Origin of the sequence: Metabacillus hrfriensis, from assembly GCF_030127205.1 — a bacterium.
Lineage (GTDB): Bacteria > Bacillota > Bacilli > Bacillales > Bacillaceae > Bacillus_P > Bacillus_P dongyingensis.
In genome coordinates, this window is record NZ_CP126116.1 from 2,535,329 (window position 1) to 2,551,216 (window position 15,888).

General features: G+C 37.5%; 18 protein-coding genes and 2 pseudogenes. 5 read left to right on the forward strand and 15 right to left on the reverse strand.

All coding sequences use genetic code 11. The annotated features are described in order from the left end of the window. Nucleotides 1-21: 21 nt before the first annotated feature. Both QLQ22_RS12655 and QLQ22_RS12660 read right to left on the reverse strand, forming a co-directional pair. Complete coding sequence (locus QLQ22_RS12655) at nucleotides 22-996, reverse strand: quinone oxidoreductase family protein (RefSeq protein ID WP_252208726.1); 975 nt, start codon at nucleotides 994-996, stop codon at nucleotides 22-24. 216 nt (nucleotides 997-1,212) lie between these two features. Continuing rightward, a complete protein-coding gene (locus tag QLQ22_RS12660) occupies nucleotides 1,213-1,404 on the reverse strand; it encodes a hypothetical protein (RefSeq protein ID WP_223443034.1) in 192 nt (63 codons plus the stop codon). Nucleotides 1,405-1,609: 205 nt separating this feature from the next. Between QLQ22_RS12660 and QLQ22_RS12665 the strand changes: the two genes are divergently transcribed. Beyond that, nucleotides 1,610-2,059, forward strand: coding sequence for a cupredoxin domain-containing protein (locus QLQ22_RS12665; protein WP_223443038.1), 450 nt, complete (start codon nucleotides 1,610-1,612; stop codon nucleotides 2,057-2,059). A gap of 439 nt (nucleotides 2,060-2,498) precedes the next feature. Here QLQ22_RS12665 and QLQ22_RS12670 read toward each other — a convergent pair whose 3' ends face one another. Then, nucleotides 2,499-3,248, reverse strand: coding sequence for an FG-GAP-like repeat-containing protein (locus QLQ22_RS12670; protein ID WP_423246259.1), 750 nt, complete (start codon nucleotides 3,246-3,248; stop codon nucleotides 2,499-2,501). Nucleotides 3,249-3,593: 345 nt separating this feature from the next. Between QLQ22_RS12670 and QLQ22_RS12675 the strand changes: the two genes are divergently transcribed. Then, nucleotides 3,594-4,715, forward strand: a complete 1,122-nt coding sequence (locus QLQ22_RS12675; RefSeq protein WP_252208729.1) for an NAD(P)/FAD-dependent oxidoreductase — start codon at nucleotides 3,594-3,596, stop codon at nucleotides 4,713-4,715. A gap of 940 nt (nucleotides 4,716-5,655) precedes the next feature. Here the strand turns inward: QLQ22_RS12675 and QLQ22_RS12680 are convergent. From QLQ22_RS12680 to QLQ22_RS12725, 10 genes and pseudogenes are all read right to left on the reverse strand, one after another. Next, nucleotides 5,656-5,873, reverse strand: a pseudogene (locus QLQ22_RS12680) (hotdog family protein); the annotation flags it as partial. A 274-nt stretch (nucleotides 5,874-6,147) separates the two neighbouring features. Then, entirely contained in the window at nucleotides 6,148-6,759 is a 612-nt protein-coding gene (locus QLQ22_RS12685; protein ID WP_284014898.1) for a DedA family protein, read from the reverse strand. A gap of 36 nt (nucleotides 6,760-6,795) precedes the next feature. Continuing rightward, entirely contained in the window at nucleotides 6,796-7,434 is a 639-nt protein-coding gene (locus QLQ22_RS12690) for a hypothetical protein (RefSeq protein ID WP_284014899.1), read from the reverse strand. A gap of 13 nt (nucleotides 7,435-7,447) precedes the next feature. Next, nucleotides 7,448-7,762, reverse strand: coding sequence for a PadR family transcriptional regulator (locus tag QLQ22_RS12695; protein WP_284014900.1), 315 nt, complete (start codon nucleotides 7,760-7,762; stop codon nucleotides 7,448-7,450). 196 nt (nucleotides 7,763-7,958) lie between these two features. After that, nucleotides 7,959-8,744 (reverse strand): phosphatidate cytidylyltransferase, encoded by a 786-nt coding sequence (locus tag QLQ22_RS12700; protein WP_223435148.1) that lies wholly within the window; start codon nucleotides 8,742-8,744, stop codon nucleotides 7,959-7,961. 165 nt (nucleotides 8,745-8,909) lie between these two features. Beyond that, nucleotides 8,910-9,185 carry a DUF1292 domain-containing protein gene (locus QLQ22_RS12705; RefSeq protein WP_223435150.1) on the reverse strand — a complete coding sequence of 92 codons (276 nt, stop codon included), beginning with the start codon at nucleotides 9,183-9,185 and terminating at the stop codon, nucleotides 8,910-8,912. Nucleotides 9,186-9,319: 134 nt separating this feature from the next. Next, entirely contained in the window at nucleotides 9,320-9,622 is a 303-nt protein-coding gene (locus QLQ22_RS12710; protein ID WP_284014901.1) for an MFS transporter, read from the reverse strand. 254 nt (nucleotides 9,623-9,876) lie between these two features. Next, nucleotides 9,877-10,251 carry a nucleotide excision repair endonuclease gene (locus tag QLQ22_RS12715; protein ID WP_070877419.1) on the reverse strand — a complete coding sequence of 125 codons (375 nt, stop codon included), beginning with the start codon at nucleotides 10,249-10,251 and terminating at the stop codon, nucleotides 9,877-9,879. 116 nt (nucleotides 10,252-10,367) lie between these two features. After that, on the reverse strand, nucleotides 10,368-10,685 hold the full coding sequence (locus QLQ22_RS12720) for a hypothetical protein (RefSeq protein ID WP_223435154.1): 318 nt from the start codon (nucleotides 10,683-10,685) through the stop codon (nucleotides 10,368-10,370). A gap of 60 nt (nucleotides 10,686-10,745) precedes the next feature. Continuing rightward, nucleotides 10,746-11,309: a cysteine dioxygenase gene (locus QLQ22_RS12725; protein WP_284014902.1), complete on the reverse strand. Its 564-nt coding sequence runs from the start codon at nucleotides 11,307-11,309 to the stop codon at nucleotides 10,746-10,748. A 252-nt stretch (nucleotides 11,310-11,561) separates the two neighbouring features. On the opposite strand from QLQ22_RS12725, the gene QLQ22_RS12730 reads away from it, so the two are divergent. Further along, nucleotides 11,562-11,867, forward strand: a complete 306-nt coding sequence (locus QLQ22_RS12730) for a hypothetical protein (RefSeq protein WP_223435157.1) — start codon at nucleotides 11,562-11,564, stop codon at nucleotides 11,865-11,867. Nucleotides 11,868-11,898: 31 nt separating this feature from the next. On the opposite strand, the gene QLQ22_RS12735 is transcribed toward QLQ22_RS12730, so the two are convergent. After that, complete coding sequence (locus QLQ22_RS12735) at nucleotides 11,899-12,678, reverse strand: hypothetical protein (RefSeq protein ID WP_252206867.1); 780 nt, start codon at nucleotides 12,676-12,678, stop codon at nucleotides 11,899-11,901. A gap of 377 nt (nucleotides 12,679-13,055) precedes the next feature. On the opposite strand from QLQ22_RS12735, the gene QLQ22_RS12740 reads away from it, so the two are divergent. Beyond that, on the forward strand, nucleotides 13,056-13,412 hold the full coding sequence (locus QLQ22_RS12740; RefSeq protein ID WP_252206868.1) for a small multi-drug export protein: 357 nt from the start codon (nucleotides 13,056-13,058) through the stop codon (nucleotides 13,410-13,412). A 454-nt stretch (nucleotides 13,413-13,866) separates the two neighbouring features. Here QLQ22_RS12740 and QLQ22_RS12745 read toward each other — a convergent pair. Beyond that, nucleotides 13,867-14,255 (reverse strand): annotated as a pseudogene (locus QLQ22_RS12745) (VOC family protein). A gap of 294 nt (nucleotides 14,256-14,549) precedes the next feature. Between QLQ22_RS12745 and QLQ22_RS12750 the strand changes: the two are divergent. Further along, the gene (locus QLQ22_RS12750; RefSeq protein ID WP_420828785.1) at nucleotides 14,550-15,563 is read left to right on the forward strand and encodes a L,D-transpeptidase family protein; all 1,014 of its coding nucleotides are present in this window, start codon (nucleotides 14,550-14,552) and stop codon (nucleotides 15,561-15,563) included. Nucleotides 15,564-15,888 lie beyond the last annotated feature (325 nt).

Sequence of the window (15,888 nt, forward strand, 5' to 3'; positions counted from 1 at the left end):
ACTTATGAATGATGAGCTGTCTTAAGGATTCAAAACGAGTTTCCCCTTGGTCATTCGTCCTTCTAATAGTTCATGAGCGCGTTTGGCTTCTTCTAAAGGCAACGCTCCTCCAATAACAAGCTGCAGCTTTCCTTCTCCTATATATTGCAATAATTCCTCAACACTTTCTTTATATAACTGAGGGTTTTTAAGAATATGCACTAACCAAAAACCTACAACACTGATATTGCGCTGCATAAGCACTGCTGGATCGAATAATGTTTCCTTTCCCCCTGCTCGGCCATAGATAACAAGTCTTCCATTTGGAGCCATGCATTTCAAACTATTTTTGAAAATGTCTCCCCCTACCATTTCCAGAATGATATCTGTCCCTTTTCCTCCAGTACTCGATAACACCTTTTTATGCCAATTATCTTCTGTATAATTAATCCCATCGTCAGCGCCTAAGGATACAGCAAGTTTCAATTTTTCAGAGCTGCTTGCCGTCGCAATAACCGCACCAGCACCCATCAGCTTCGCCAGTTGAACGGCTAATGTACCGACACCCCCTGCTGCAGCATGAACTAAAACGGTTTCGCCTTTTTTTATTTGTCCTGATGTTTTGAGGATATGATATGCGGATAACCCTTGCCCCAGTATGGATGCTGCCTGGTTAAAATCTACCTGATCCGGTATCTTTACAAGCTGAGATTGATCAAGGGAAGCAATCTCTGCATAACCGCCATCTTCTGTTAATGCAACAACACGGTCTCCAGGTTTAAAATTTGTTACTTCCGGCGAAACTTCGGCAACAATACCTGCAACCTCTGCTCCTGGTATATATGGAAGAGGTGTTTTTGCTAAATATTGACCATAACGGCGAGCGGTGTCTGCAAAATTCACTCCAGCTGCCTTCACCTTTATCAGTACTCCGCCCGCTTTTAGCGGGGGAACGGGTACATCAACTACTCGAAGGACATCTGGCTTGCCATATTCTTTAAATTGTATCGCTTTCATGCAGATTCATCTCCTTTTATGATCCGTTCAAAAAGATTTATTTCGTTTTTAAAAAATTTATAGCTAACGAAATCCAAATTACATACCGACTAGTTAGTATTTTATTATTATATAAATATTTATCAGATTATTCAATTAATATTTTAATGAACAGAAAAAGAGCTGCATTAAAGACAGCTCTGAGACAATTGCTATTCTATTAACAAGATACAACTTTCACAAATTTTCATTCTGCTGCTTTATTTCATCTCCGCTTAACATAATATTCGCTTCTTCCAGATTTCTGAGTTTATCAACAGAATCTCCTTCAATATCCCTTTGATTTGGAGGAGCATCATCTATTTCAGCAGTATTCTGTTTTCTGGCTGATGAGGCAGCAGAGAAATGTTGATCCTTTTTTCTTTCCATGATATCCAACTCCTTTTTTAAAAGGATTTGATAATATTAAGCAGTTTATACAAAAAAACGTTCTGCTTCATTTCTCAATTTCTGTAATAAATAGATTTCCTTATTTAGCCTTTAGCATTTTTAAAAATTTAAAAGCTTATAGACAAGTTTTCCCGCGCATCAACATATAGATTAGAAAACATAGATTTGATTTGGAGGAGAAATTATGCGTTTTGTCTTAATAAAAAAGAAATGGATTTTAATTGGAGCTGCGCTCTTCGCACTTGCAGGGTTTGGCGGCTGGTATTACTTAAATCCTCTAGCCGACACTACTTTAAAAATGGAAAACAGCAGTATGAACTTAGAGATTCATATGGTTACTGGAGAATTCAAATCAAAAACAGCAGATGGCAAAGAAATTGAGGCTTACAGATGGGACCCAGGTACGATCTATATTCCTCAAGGAAAACAAGTTACATTAAATATTCATGGTGTGAATGGCAATGAACATCCATTTCGTATTGAAGGAACAGAAATTAAAGGTGTTGTCAAGAAAGGCTCTAAGACGGCAATCCCTTTAAAATTTGAAGAAGAAGGCATCTATCGTCTCATTTGCGATACACATTCGCATCACGGACAGGGCGTGCCGATGGTTGCATATATAGTTGTTGATTAATAGGAATAAAAAAAGAGCTGACATGAAGTGACCCCAAAATGTTAGACAGGTTTATCGTCATGCTGCTTTTATTTGGCAAGAGTCCGGTATTGTACCGGACTCTTGCTCTTTCATTTTGCCTTAATTCGTTTGTAATATAGTAAAACCCTACGCAAGCACTAATGTTTAATATTTCAAATTTATCGTCCACCGTATAGGTTGTATAGCGTTTGATAAAAGCACTTTTCCAGAGATATTGATACTTCAGGACCCATGCTTGCAACACCCCTATGCTGCTTCAATGAATTTAGCGATCGTATTATGTCCTTCTGTGCCTTCAAGATATCGCTTGAAGGCTATAATCTTTTCTTGCGCTGTATATTCAGGCCATAAAAAACTGCACCCCAAATGGTAGACCGTGACTATCATTTGGGGTGCAGTTCAACATCAGGCTCTTTTATTATTCTTTATCTTCTCCAAAAATCGCGATGCTTTGCCGATTTGTCACAAATTTAAGTCCATCCCATTTTAACACGTTCATCATGTATCCCAGTCCATCTGCACTGTATCTGCCTGCAATATTCTGATACGCATCCAGTTCATACATACCGTCCCGTTCAAAATCAACAGGGTACAGCCCTGACAGCGGAGCTACCCACCCCTCTACAGGGGCCTTTAAAGTGCCGTCTTTCTTGTAAATTTCATTCAGGTACTCTTTCCCTTTATACTGAAGATCAAGTATATATCGTTTAGCGGGCTTTAAGCTATCCACTTGTGCTTTGAATTGATCCAGATATAAAACTTCGTATTTATTGGATTCATTAAAAGCATCAGAGTCGAAAATCTGCTTGAAGCTTCTGTCCTTGTACGAAAATACATAGGCGAATATCATGCCGCCGCTGCCGCCGGAATCAATGACAACTAAGATATCGTCAATTTTATCGCCTGTAAAATCACCCAAAAATAAAGATGGATCATATCCTGCATTTTGTTTTAAGGGAATTTGCTGTACTTGGCCATTTCTTCCATCCTTAATATTAAGCGTGATATTGTTCAGATAAGAACTGTCAGGGGCAAGTTGATTGGCCGTCAAAAAAACAGTATCAGGAATGCCATCTCCTGTGACGTCTGCCCTTTCTTCTGTCACAATAAATCTGTCATACTCCGCAGCAGTATAGAATTCTGCGAAAAAAGCGCTGTTTCCTTTCATATTCGCTGCCTGGTGCCATGTGTTATGATTATTTTTTAAGATCATAACATAATGATCGCCTTTCAAACGGTAAGCAGCAGCTATTTCAAAAATCTGATCGCCATCTAAGTCCGCTGTAAAGATAGCGATACGACTATCAGGCTCGGTCAGCTCAAAGACCTCTGCCTCAGGCGGCAAAAATTGTTTTACAAGCGGCAAATAATGATAATTCTCACTCATTGTGCACCTCACATAAGAACATTTGTTAAACTATGATATGCACAGGCATGGTCAGTTAGGCAGAAATTAATAGAAGTAATATAAAACTTCATGTATCGTACTAAATATTGTCAAAGGATGAATGGTATGAAAAAAATCATTATTGTAGGTGCAGGCATATTAGGTGCCTCTGCTGCTTATCATTTAACAAAACTCGGGGCGGATGTGACAGTCATCGACCGTAAAGATGCAGGACAAGCAACTGATGCTGCGGCAGGAATAGTTTGTCCCTGGGTGTCACAGCGCAGAAATCAAGCCTGGTATAAGCTTGCCAAAGGCGGAGCGAGGTACTATCCCGAACTAATTGAAGAACTGCAAAAAGATGGAGAAACAGACACAGGCTATAAACAGGTTGGCGCGATTATCCTTCATCGTGAAGAAGATAAAATCAGGAAGATCCAAGAACGTGCCGTGAAAAGAAAAGAAGATGCACCAGAAATCGGAAGCATTACTTCTTTATCCAAAGAAGAAACAAAAAATAGCTTCCCTCCACTCTCAGAAGACTTTTTCTCTGTTCATATTGAAGGAGCTGCACGTGTAGATGGACGTGCCCTAAGAGACTCCCTTTTGAGGGCTGCCGTGAAAAAGGGAGCCTTTTATATTCATGGGAATGCTAAACTCCTATACGAAGGTGAACATGTTAAGGGAGTGTATGCTGATGGTAAAAGTTTTTATGCAGATGAGGTCATAATCTGTGCAGGAGCTTGGGCAAATGAATTATTAAAGCCGCTTGGCTTGACCTTTAAAGTCACCTATCAAAAAGCTCAGATCGCCCATTTGAAAATGGAAGATGCAAATACGTCTTCCTGGCCGGTAGTCATGCCGCCAAGTGATCAATATCTGCTGGCGTTTGATGAGCAGCGGATTGTGTCAGGAGCCACGCATGAAAATAATATTGAGGGGTTTGATACGAGAGTCACTGCCGGCGGCCTTCAGGAGGTTTTTAATAAAGCTATAGAAACAGCACCGGGTTTAGAAGAATGTACATTTCTTGAAGCAAGAACCGGCTTTAGACCATTCACTCCGGGCTTTTTGCCTGTTGTCGGATTCGTTCCTGGCTGGAGAGGCTTAGCAGCCGCCAATGGACTGGGAGCATCCGGGCTTACGATGGGACCTTATATTGGCCGTGAGCTTGCAAAGCTTGCACTAGGCATGGAGCTTGAAATTGATCTTAAGCAATATGAAATAAAAAATGCATTGGGGGATTGAATCTCCCTCTCCCTATGGGAGCTCTTCAGTACTAATCTCTAATTATTCTGTAACCTGTTCCAATTAATACTTCTTTCCCTGTTTGATTCCGAGAAACAGACCCCATTTAACTTTTTTGTGTCCCTCCATTTGTTCAATATTTTCAATCGTAATTCGATTTTTCTGTTCATTCACTAGTTTTGACGCATTTATTTCAGGCTAGAGACGATTTTTCTGCTCCAAACACAAGCTTTGACGCACTTTGTTCAGGGTGGAGATGATTTTTCTGTTCCAAACACATGCTTTGACGCACTTTGTTCAGGGTGGAGATGATTTTTCTGTTCCAAACACATGCTTTGACGCACTTTGTTTATGCTGGAGGCGATTTTTCTGCTTCAAACATAAGCTTTGACGCACTTTGTTCAGGCTGAAGACGATTTTTCTGCTCCAAACACACGCTTTGACGCACTTTGTTTATATTGGAGGCGATTTTTCTGCTTCAAACAAAAGCTTTGACGCACTTTGTTCAGGCAGGCAACGATTTTTCTGTTCCAAACACACGCTTTGACGCACTTTGTTCAGGCAGGAGACGATTTTTTTGTTCCATACACAAGCTTTGACGCACTTTGTTCAGACTGGAGGCGATTTTTCTACTTCAAACACAAGCTTTGACGCACTTTGTTCAGGCAGGAGACGATTTTTTTGTTCCAAACACAGGCTTTGACACACTTTGTTCAGGCAGGAGACGATTTTTCTGTTCCAAACACAGGCTTTGACACACTTTGTTCAGGCAGGAGACGATTTTTCTGATCCAAACACAAGCTTTGACGCACTTTATTCAGGGTCTAGACGATTATCCTGTTCCAAACACACGCTTTGACACACTTTGTTCAGGCTGGAGACGATTTTTCTATTCCATTCATTCGCTTAGAGGCATTTTTTTCAGGATGAAGATTCATGCAATGGCATCTCCGGTAAAGACAGACCGGATACATTCACTGGTCATCCCCCTTGAAATGTAATTTAAATTCCCCCTATCTTCGTTCCAATACTTACAGTAATTAAACCATCCATCATCAGCCTTTTCTTTTTATCATGCTCCAAATGATATCTGCCTTTATCCCCCGACAACTCAGCAAATTGCAGCGTTTCTAGGGGTGGCGTCAGGAAAATGCAAATTTACAACGTTAAGGAAATTCCTATATAAAAAGTCCAATTTCTCAATATTAAATTGAAAAGTTGGACTGTTTCATTACTCCATAAAAGCGCCCGTTTCTTTGTGATTACTTATGTTTTATTACGAAGAAAATCCCCACCACTTCAAAATATTGATTTAAACATAGAAGGCTATATTAGTATACATTTTACTTAAAAAACAAGCCGTATTTTAATCCTTACAGGAGAATAAAAAATAGACTTTGAAAATGTATTCCTCTAATAAAAGAATACTAATTTAATTTAATATAATTCTTTTTCTGATAAATAAAACAACAAACACCATAAATAGTAACGCCAACACTACATATGCCACATTGGAGTATACATCCATATAACCTACAATAGTTTCCCATGATCCCCTAACTGCAGCACCTATATTAACAAGAACAACATTCCAAATTAACGTTCCTAACGTTGTTAATACCAGAAATATTCCAAAATTCATATGTGCCATTCCAGCTGGTAAGGAGATTAGACTTCTAATTAAAGGGATAAAGCGACAGAAGAATACTGTCCACACCCCATACTTAGAAAACCAATTATTTGCTTTATGAATATCTCCTTTTGATAGTCTAAGAATATGCCCCCACTTCTCAACAATTTTTTCTATTCTGTTTATATCAATAAGTAACCCGATGCCGTATAGAACGATGGCACCAGCCACTGATCCAATTGTGGAAGCCACAACCACCCCGAAAACATTTAAGTTTGTATGGGTAGTCATATATCCTCCAAATGTTAAGATGACCTCTGACGGAATCGGTGGAAATAGATTCTCTAACGTAATTAATAAGAAAATACCTATATATCCAAATTTCTCCATTATACTTGTAATCCAGCTATCCATTTCATATTCTCCTCCTATTAATTATTATAAATTGTATTAAAATAACTCTTTAAATTTCCGATAAATGACCGCATCGATAATCTTATACAAGAAAAACATACCAAAAAGTCCAATAGCATATGCAATAAAAATACTTTCTATCGTGAGTGTAATTAATGGATAAGGAAATAGCGTAAGCTCAAATATCCAGACTAAAATAGAAGCAATAACTGAAAGAAAAGTCCAACCAATTAAATAATAATGAGCATGCAAATTGAAGAACATCGTATTTTTTGATAGTGATAAAAATTCTTTGACCTTGAATTGATTGATTGCTTCTTTCATAGCATCTGCCTCGGTGTTGCCTTGCTTCATCAAATCTTGGACATAATCTTCTAGATAAGTTCGTAATTCCAGTTTGTCCTCTTCACTCATGACTAATTGATTTACATACACCTGCAGGTCATCTTGTTTCTTGTACATATTGTTCATTCGAATATGACTAATATAATTTAGCACGGCCCACAGAACGGCAATCGCAAACGAAATCCAATAACCAGCATGTACCCAAAGTGGATCATTTGAATACATTCGATCCAAGTAATTCGTTATGCCAAAAAAGATCGCTGAAAGTGATAGTATCCAGCTATATTTAATATCTCCGAGACTAAAAATTTTCTTTTTTTGCTGACTCATGATTTGCCCTCCCTTAAATAAACCGTTTCACCATTTCCATCACTTTTTTCCAATCACTTATAAGATGATCTAATAATTGAACACCCTCATCTGTAATCGCATAGTATTTGCGCCTACCTCCATGACTTTCCTTTCCCCATGAAGATGCGACTGCTCCCTGCTTTTCTAACCTTTTGAGCGACAAATAGAGTGTGGCTTCTTGAATTTCATATTCTCCGACTGTTTTATCCTTTATTGTCATTGAAATCTCATAGCCATAGCTCTCTTTTTCCTTCACGACAGAAAGAATCAGCAGATCGATATTTCCTTTTAACAATTCTTTGTTCAATCCCATACACTCCCAACCAACTACTTAATATTATTTTATGTAAATTAAAAACCAGCAAGAAAATGCTGGTTTTAGTCACTAGAATAATCTTTATTATTACCTATTTTCTTTTTTTACCAATTTGGCCCTATAATGGAATAAAGAAGGACTATTACCATGTCAAGATCAAAAAAAAGATATACGGTAACCGTATATCTTAAATTAACCCAATTAATTTTAATCCGATGAAGACAAAGATCCAGCTGTCCAGCCTGTCCAAAATTCCGCCATGTCCAGGAAGCAGCTTGCCCGAATCTTTTACTTTGAAGTGGCGTTTTAAAGCTGATTCTACCAGGTCCCCCACTTGACCGGCAATAGAAACGACCAAAATGAGTAGAACCGTTTCACCGTAATTGTCAAATGGCTGAAAACTCATTTGCATAATAAGGCCAATAATAAGAGCAATGATGATGCCCCCGATTGAACCTTCAATCGTCTTATTCGGGCTTACCTTTTCAGCAAGCTTCGTTTTACCAAACTTTCTGCCGACAAAATAGGCTCCTGAATCAGTTGCCCAAATTGAGATTAAAACAGCTAACGTCCAGATAAGTCCTTCATCAATTCTTGCTTCTGCCAAAAACACAAAGCCAAATCCGATGTACAGAACACCGATCAGCAGTGTCCCAGCCTTTTCGATCGAATATTCAATATTAAAGACAGTGGATGTCAGGAAAAACAAAACGAGTGCCAGCAGCACTTTAATTTGGATAATCTCAAATGTTACATTCAAAAACGGAAGCAGCGGAAGAAATAACAGGACGATTCCTGCAAGACCTACGAAATATTTCGTTCCATATTTCCGTATTTTTATGATGGTAGTCAATTCATGAAAGGCAATTATGGCCAGTACCATTGCTAAATAAGTAAACCAGAATGCTCCAATGTAAAATGGAATCATGAATAAAATCAAGATAATAATGCCGGTGATGACGCGTTCTTTCATTTGTTACACTTCCTTATCTTTTTTTCCATTAGAATTGATTGTACTATAAAGATAAGAAAAACGAAAAACAAATCTGTATTTTTATATAGATGTTTCCTCAATTCCTATTAATATCCATCAAAAAAGACCAAATACACAAATGCACTTGGTCTTAGTATATGTAAATCAGTTTTCTTCTTCTTCATCCATCAATTCGTCAAATGCAGCAGATACTTTATCAAACTCATCGTCGCTCTCGATTGCAGTAAAATCTCCTTCTTCGTCTACTCGAAGGAAATAGATATCAATGTCTTCGTCAGTTTCCTGCTGGATTTCTTCTACAAACCCGACTGCAACATATTCTGTGCCTTCAACTGTTAATACCCCAAGAACTTCTACTTCCTGCTCCTGATCGTTCTCATCGCTGATTGTGAAAATCTCGCCTACTTCAATTTTATCCATCGTAAAATCTCCTTTCATTAGTTGAAATTCGGATGAATTCTTTGCTTTAGTTATTTTCCCTAACTCAAGTAATATAATCCTCTTTTTGAACCCAATTTATTATAACACTTTGAAAAGAAATTACCTATTAATCGTTAAGCAGCCGCGGATTCATTTACTAAGCTATTTTTCTTTTCTTTAAACACAAGTAAAAAGTAGAGAGCCCCACTAAAATAAATTATGCAAGTAATCAAAAAAACATAGGAGTAGCCCCAATAAGATCCATACTTTGCAACAATGAAAGTTGAAAGCGGGCCCATCGTTGCCCAGCCGAATGAAAAGGCCATCTGGCTTAATGAATTGGCAATGCCCTTCATTTCATCAGGACCTCTGTTCATCATTAAAGACATTTGGATGGGGTTTCCGGCATTCGCTAATTCCTGCAAATACATGCTCATTAAAGTATTTCGACTCACTAATTAATAAGGAATCTTATAAAATTAACATACAATTTTTTTCATTGGCTGCAAATAAAGAGCATCCGGCAACGCCAGATGAGGGTTCTTCGTGTTTGTATTCAGAGTACATCAGAATAATGAGCAAAATTCCCAAAAGCAATCACTACTATATTTTCAAATATCTAATGTTCAACGCACGTAAAAATACAAATTAAAAAGCGGTGACAGCATAGTCACCGCTTCTTGCATGTTATTTATTTATAGAAAACTTTATCTACATTATATTTAGCCTGAAGCTCATTAATAATGTAAGTCTCGTAAATTTCACGATCCACTGCATTGTCTACGATGCAAACAGCAATTTCATGTACTTCATCACGATTATTTTTGATTGGAGATACGGTATCTTCAAAATGTTTTTTGATTCTCTGTCTAAGTTTGCGTGCTTTTCCTACAAACAACAGCTCATCATTGATATTGTAAAACATAAAAATTCCGCCTTTATCGCGGGGAATTCTGTTGTAATCAGTAAAACCGTATTCGCTGCTTAATGGAGCCTCAACAGGCTGACCTTTGACCGGATTTCTAGTCAAAACAACATCTGCTCTAGGTATTTCAATTTTGATCATTAAGATTCACTTCCTATTTTATGTGACTTGTTCTTATCTATTTCGAGTAAAAATGAACTTAAGTATTATCTCATATGTATATCGGAAAATACCACCAAATCTTATAAAAAGACTATTCAATATATTAACTTGTTTTCGGCTATAAGGTACACATGATTTTGTTTTTCTGCGAAAACGGCTGATTGCCCGGTCTTGAGAGAGTCATAAACAAATGCTGAAACTGACAAAAGCGTCCCTGTTGAAAGCTTAATGTGATAAACCTGCTGTGACATGACATTTATTCCTGATTCTGCGATGTCTGTTGTCTGATATTTTTTCACAACATCTCCTTGATATGTTGTAACTGTCAGTTCACTTTTAACAAAGCTTGACCAGGCATAATAGAGTAAAAACGCTGATATGAATAGAATGATTGTTCCTATTGGCCGTTTCAATGAAATCACCTCTGTTTAGTTATATCCAATTTCAAAAACGGCATAATAAAAAGCTGCAATTTATTCCGCAGCTTTTTTCAATTTTATTTCTTTTACTTTTTGATGTATTTCATCAGGCCACCATGCCCCGCAATCATCAGAAACTACGCATGCTGCACATTTTTCGAGATCATACACCTTCATTCCTGTTATTGGCGGAGAATAGAGATGAAGCGTCACCAGATTTGTGCCTTCAGACTCCCCCATTTTATGCACCCCTCCTTTTGGTGCAAAAAAGCTCCTTCCTTTCTCCTTTTTTTCAGTAAATAATTCAGAAGGCAGATGATTTTCTTTCACTTCATAAACAGTGTTTTCAGAAACTCCGTTTATGACTTGAATCCAACCATGCGACTTCCCGTGATCATGTGGTGCACAATCCAGTTCAGACCAGTTCATCACAAGTAATTCGAGTGTTTCATTTTTATAAAGAAGCTTTCGGTAGTATGGTTTATTCCGTTCTTTTTTTAAGAAGGGCTTCAATTCTTCAATCTGTATGTTCAGACTTTTTAAAGCTTCCAATAATTCCATTTTCGATGCTGAATGAACATTTCCAAGAATGGTTTGCAGCCTTTCAGAAAGCTCCAATTCTTAAACCTCCTCGCAAGTTCGAGTATCACTTTAAACAATATGATTAGATATCTCATCCATATGAAAAAAATTTTTCTTTTGTCTATATTCACTTTGTCACTACTTTCTTTCTAGGTGAATAACCTAAATGGCAGAGAAAGGAATTATGATGAACAAATATCGAAGCATCTTTCTTCTTCTATTCATTACAAGGAAAAAATCCTGTGCTATGATAGGTATGAAATCGATACATAGTAAGGAGTTTTTCAGATGAATTCAAAAGAAACACAAGAACAAATTATCCGCAATTATCAGCGGGACGAGCAAATGATGATTCTTGTCTTTGCGCAGTGGTGCATTAATCATGATTTTGATCCTGCAGAACTTTATTTACGCGCATATCCTAACCAGGCTGAAAATCACGAATTAAAGCAAGCGATTGAATTAACTGTGTCCAAAGAGGAAGCTGGCGAAATTTCAAACGATACCCTTCTTGGCGTACTATCCCTGTTTGGAAATGACGATCTTGCGTTTGTAGTAACGGAGGAGATTGCTAAATTGAAAAATAAATCATGAAAAAACCAACAATTAAGTTGGTTTTTTAGAATCAAAGGTTTGAAAGGTCCTTTTTCTTATGAGGTTTTGTAATGGTATATTCTTTAATAGATCCACTCTTTGAAAAAAGATTGAATATATACTCTTTCGTCACCTTGAAATTCTCTTCAACTTTTTCAGCGATATAAGATACTCTCTCATAGATAACTGATTTTAAGTGATCTATATCTCTTGAAATTTTCTCGGTCAAAGCTTCTTGATGACTGATCCTCTCGATTACACTCTGATGAAACACTTCTTGCAGTTCCAGCCTGTCTTTAATCTGTTCTTTAAGTTCAGCATGTGAATCCAGCTGGTCTATTATTTTTTCCTGCAGACTCTCGTACGTTTTAAATCTCCCTGAAAGTTCTTTTATGGACTGATCCTGGAAAGTGAGCTGATCAATAATTGCCTGGCTTATATGACCTTCACTTAATAACTTAATCATCAATTCTTTGTTTGATTTTTCAAGATTTTCTAATCGTTCACTCATTATTCTTGATGCAGACTGCTGTGTTTCTATATTTGACAGCAGCGGTGATGTCGCAGCTTCCTGTTTTTCTAATTGCCTGTAAACAGCATGAAAGTGTTGGGCTTGCTCTGATCTAGATTCATGCAGCAAGCTGTTTAAGGTATCTGCTGCATGTGATAGCCCGGTATTTACATGCTGCTGGTGTTTCAAAAATTCTTGCATATAATTTACACGGAAAAATTCCTGGTTTGAAGTACTCGCTTTTGCAGGAATCGTTAAATAAGCCTTTGATTGACCTTTATGGCTGTCATTTTTGGACACGCTTTTCCTCCTTTCTTTCTAATTCATTCTTTATAGTCTATGTGGGTGTCTTTGACCGTGTGACCCGCATCTATTTGAGCTCCGTTTAAAAGGAAAAAATGAAATAATGGTAAACAGAAAATAATAAGAAATCGAGGAATAAAGGAGAAGTTCTTAGTTCGGATAAATACCAAGAAATGATTTTTCATTAAGGCTCTTTTCGTAAACTTTGTTGCTTTTGAATAATACAAGAAAATTAAACGGTTTTTTATTACTATTGTATAATAGGTAAAGAGAGAGAAATTTTTGTTATTTTACAAGGGGTTGTTCGGATGGTTGAATAGGTTCAACAAGCAGTTGGAATTTGGCAATACATCGCTTTATTTTTAATATCAATATTGCCATTACTGGATGTTTTTTATATTATTCCAGTAGGAATTGTGTTGGAGATGTCACCTGTAGCCGTTGGGATTATTGCTTTTTTAGGAAATTTTATTATGGTTTTAGTCTTTGCAATGTTTTTTAGACAAATTTCTGAATGGCGTAAAAAACGGAGAGAAAAAAAGGGGAAATCAGAGCCTTCAAAAAGAGAAACTAGATCCAGACATATTTGGGAGAAATATGGTCTCCCAGCGTTTGCTTTGCTTTCACCCTCGTTACTTGGAACAGATTTAGCTGCTTTAACAGCTATTTTGCTTGGTTCATCTATGACAGTTGGCTCTGTTTATGGCCTTAAATACGTAAATTGGATTTAGCTGGGTGAGCTGCTAGAATCCGACTTAGGCCATCTGTTTTTGTAGAAAGCGAGAAAACTATATTATAGTTACTTTGCAAAAAAATTCTGCATTTTTCGTTCAGTAATAATCAAATTCTAGTAAATTAACAACCCGTAAAAGCCCTATAAAAAAAGGTTCCTCTAGTCAATTTAGACTGTTTGACATGTTGATATACATGTTTTTTTCGTTTAGAAAGTATTTATATTCCTTGCTAGGGTGGTATGATCCTGAATTCCCGAAGGTATTCCCCCTTAGTTAAAAAAGGATCCACCGGTTTATAGGGTAGATCCTTTTTTCTTTAAGCCGACGTTCATTATCTGGTACTTTATTCTAATGCAATCAGCCGCACAGTAAAATGCCCATGAGAAATTGGGATTAATGTATCCAACAAATGCACCTGTTAATTCAATGACAGGAGGAGTTACTTAACAATTTATAGGTTTTCGAAAAATCCTATTAGATTATTGTCGGGGTCAGATACACCGAAATCACGTACTCCCCACCACTGGGCATTTGGGTGCAAAATCCCCAACTGCTGTATGTGTTGATACAGTTCATCAACACCCTCTACTTCTATTCGACAACTAGCAGTTCCTGCAATAAACGATTCTGCACCTGAAACGACCGGTGTTGAGTTGCTGCGAGTCGACAGCTTTCATCACTGGCTTCCCAAAGATGGATAAGGCGAACATCATTATAAAGAAGCACCGCGAAACCACCCTCATGATAGCCCAGGGGAAAAACCAAGCTTTTTACAATAAAATCTATGCTTCGTTTAATATCTCTCACTGGTAAAGCTGGAATGGCTTGCAACATTTTCATATCCTAATTCCCCCTACATTACTTAACCATTTACAAATTTCAAATAAGTTATCTACATAAAATTTCTTCAAAAGAATCATATTTCCTTTTTTAAGAAACTTGATCCTTTAGTTCAATAAATCGTTAATTGATTTTGCTGAACTTTTGGGGAAAGTATATAGATGGTATGAGTATCAACGCTAGGAAATATAATCTTAGCGTTTTTTTATTTTCTAAATATTGTTATTTTATGGAACAATATTGAAATTTACTTCGTTATATAGGTTGAATACAGAGTGAATTTGAATAAAGGGGATGGTAACTGTGATTAAAAAAATGTTTATTCTTTTTATGTTATCTTTTCTTATGATTTTTAGTTTAGATTTGAGTTCTGCATCTGCAGCAGGAAGCAAATTCATCATCATCAACAAGAGCAATAATCAGCTTGCATATTATGAAAACAGTCAGCTGAAAAAAGTGTTTAGGGTGGGCACAGGCAGAAGTCAATCACTTACACCTGAAGGGAAATTTAAGATTGTGAATAAAATTGTGAACAGACCTTACTACAAGGACAACATTCCAGGTGGTGATCCGCGAAATCCTCTTGGCAACCGCTGGCTAGGATTAAATGCGAGGGGAACATACGGTACAACGTATGCCATTCATGGCAATAACAATCCAAACTCAATTGGCGGATACGTTAGTAGCGGTTGTGTTCGAATGTTCGATAATGAAGTAGAATGGCTGTTCGGGCAAGTGCCGACCAACACACCAGTAATCATTACTTCTTCAGGTAAGTCATTTGATTCTATTGCTGCATCGTATGGATACAAAACGACTGCGAGTTCAGTATCACCTTCCATTCCTGCAATGAATAATGGCTCGATTCTGAAAAAAGGCAGCCGAGGTCCTGCAGTCGAAGAGCTGCAACGCAAACTTACTTCTCTTGGTTTTACCACCAAAGGTATTGATGGAGCGTTCGGAAATAATACAGATCAGGCAGTTCGTCAGTTTCAAAAATCCCTTCATTTAACAGTGGATGGTGTTGTTGGTCCAGCAACAAGAAAAGCACTAGATGGAACAAAGCCACCGACATCACCTGATAAACCATCCACGGGAACAGTCAGCGGTACTTTAAAAATGGGCAGTCGTGGAACCGGAGTAAAAACACTTCAAAGTACACTTACTGCAAAAGGCTACAACACTAAAGGTGTAGACGGAGTATTTGGTTCTAACACAGAAAAAGCAGTTCGTTCTTTCCAAAAATCTAAAAACCTATCTGTAGACGGTATCGTTGGTCCTGCTACGAAAAAAGCACTTGGGATATAATTTTAAAAAACCTAGGCAGATGTCGAAATCACCTAGGTTTCTTTTAATTTTTCATCCCTGAATAAATGTGATCGCATTTCTAAAAATGCTGCGGTTCCAGGTAGTTTAGACGTAAATCTCTCAGCATCTACATACAATTTTGCCACACCTGAACGCGAAACATAATTCTATAAACCAGCACTCACTTTCCTCTATTCCAGTCTTCCTCCCAAACACCGCACTGTCTGTAAGCTTTACTTCCCTACTGATCTCGGCGACGTATTTGGGATTTTCACCCCTATAGAGAAGCTTGGTACTCTCTATTTATAGTCAGGAAAATGAGGAT

What these genes read in the sequence shown, in the direction of transcription:
- QLQ22_RS12750 (WP_420828785.1), top strand. Translation starts at nt 14,550, where the DNA reads ATGGTAACTGTGATTAAAAAAATGTTTATTCTTTTTATGTTATCTTTT.
- QLQ22_RS12660 (WP_223443034.1), bottom strand. Translation starts at nt 1,404, where the DNA reads ATGGAAAGAAAAAAGGATCAACATTTCTCTGCTGCCTCATCAGCCAGA.
- QLQ22_RS12715 (WP_070877419.1), bottom strand. Translation starts at nt 10,251, where the DNA reads ATGATCAAAATTGAAATACCTAGAGCAGATGTTGTTTTGACTAGAAAT.
- QLQ22_RS12730 (WP_223435157.1), top strand. Translation starts at nt 11,562, where the DNA reads ATGAATTCAAAAGAAACACAAGAACAAATTATCCGCAATTATCAGCGG.
- QLQ22_RS12705 (WP_223435150.1), bottom strand. Translation starts at nt 9,185, where the DNA reads ATGGATAAAATTGAAGTAGGCGAGATTTTCACAATCAGCGATGAGAAC.
- QLQ22_RS12665 (WP_223443038.1), top strand. Translation starts at nt 1,610, where the DNA reads ATGCGTTTTGTCTTAATAAAAAAGAAATGGATTTTAATTGGAGCTGCG.
- QLQ22_RS12690 (WP_284014899.1), bottom strand. Translation starts at nt 7,434, where the DNA reads ATGAGTCAGCAAAAAAAGAAAATTTTTAGTCTCGGAGATATTAAATAT.
- QLQ22_RS12675 (WP_252208729.1), top strand. Translation starts at nt 3,594, where the DNA reads ATGAAAAAAATCATTATTGTAGGTGCAGGCATATTAGGTGCCTCTGCT.
- QLQ22_RS12710 (WP_284014901.1), bottom strand. Translation starts at nt 9,622, where the DNA reads ATGAGCATGTATTTGCAGGAATTAGCGAATGCCGGAAACCCCATCCAA.
- QLQ22_RS12655 (WP_252208726.1), bottom strand. Translation starts at nt 996, where the DNA reads ATGAAAGCGATACAATTTAAAGAATATGGCAAGCCAGATGTCCTTCGA.
- QLQ22_RS12700 (WP_223435148.1), bottom strand. Translation starts at nt 8,744, where the DNA reads ATGAAAGAACGCGTCATCACCGGCATTATTATCTTGATTTTATTCATG.
- QLQ22_RS12685 (WP_284014898.1), bottom strand. Translation starts at nt 6,759, where the DNA reads ATGGATAGCTGGATTACAAGTATAATGGAGAAATTTGGATATATAGGT.
- QLQ22_RS12670 (WP_423246259.1), bottom strand. Translation starts at nt 3,248, where the DNA reads ATGAAAGGAAACAGCGCTTTTTTCGCAGAATTCTATACTGCTGCGGAG.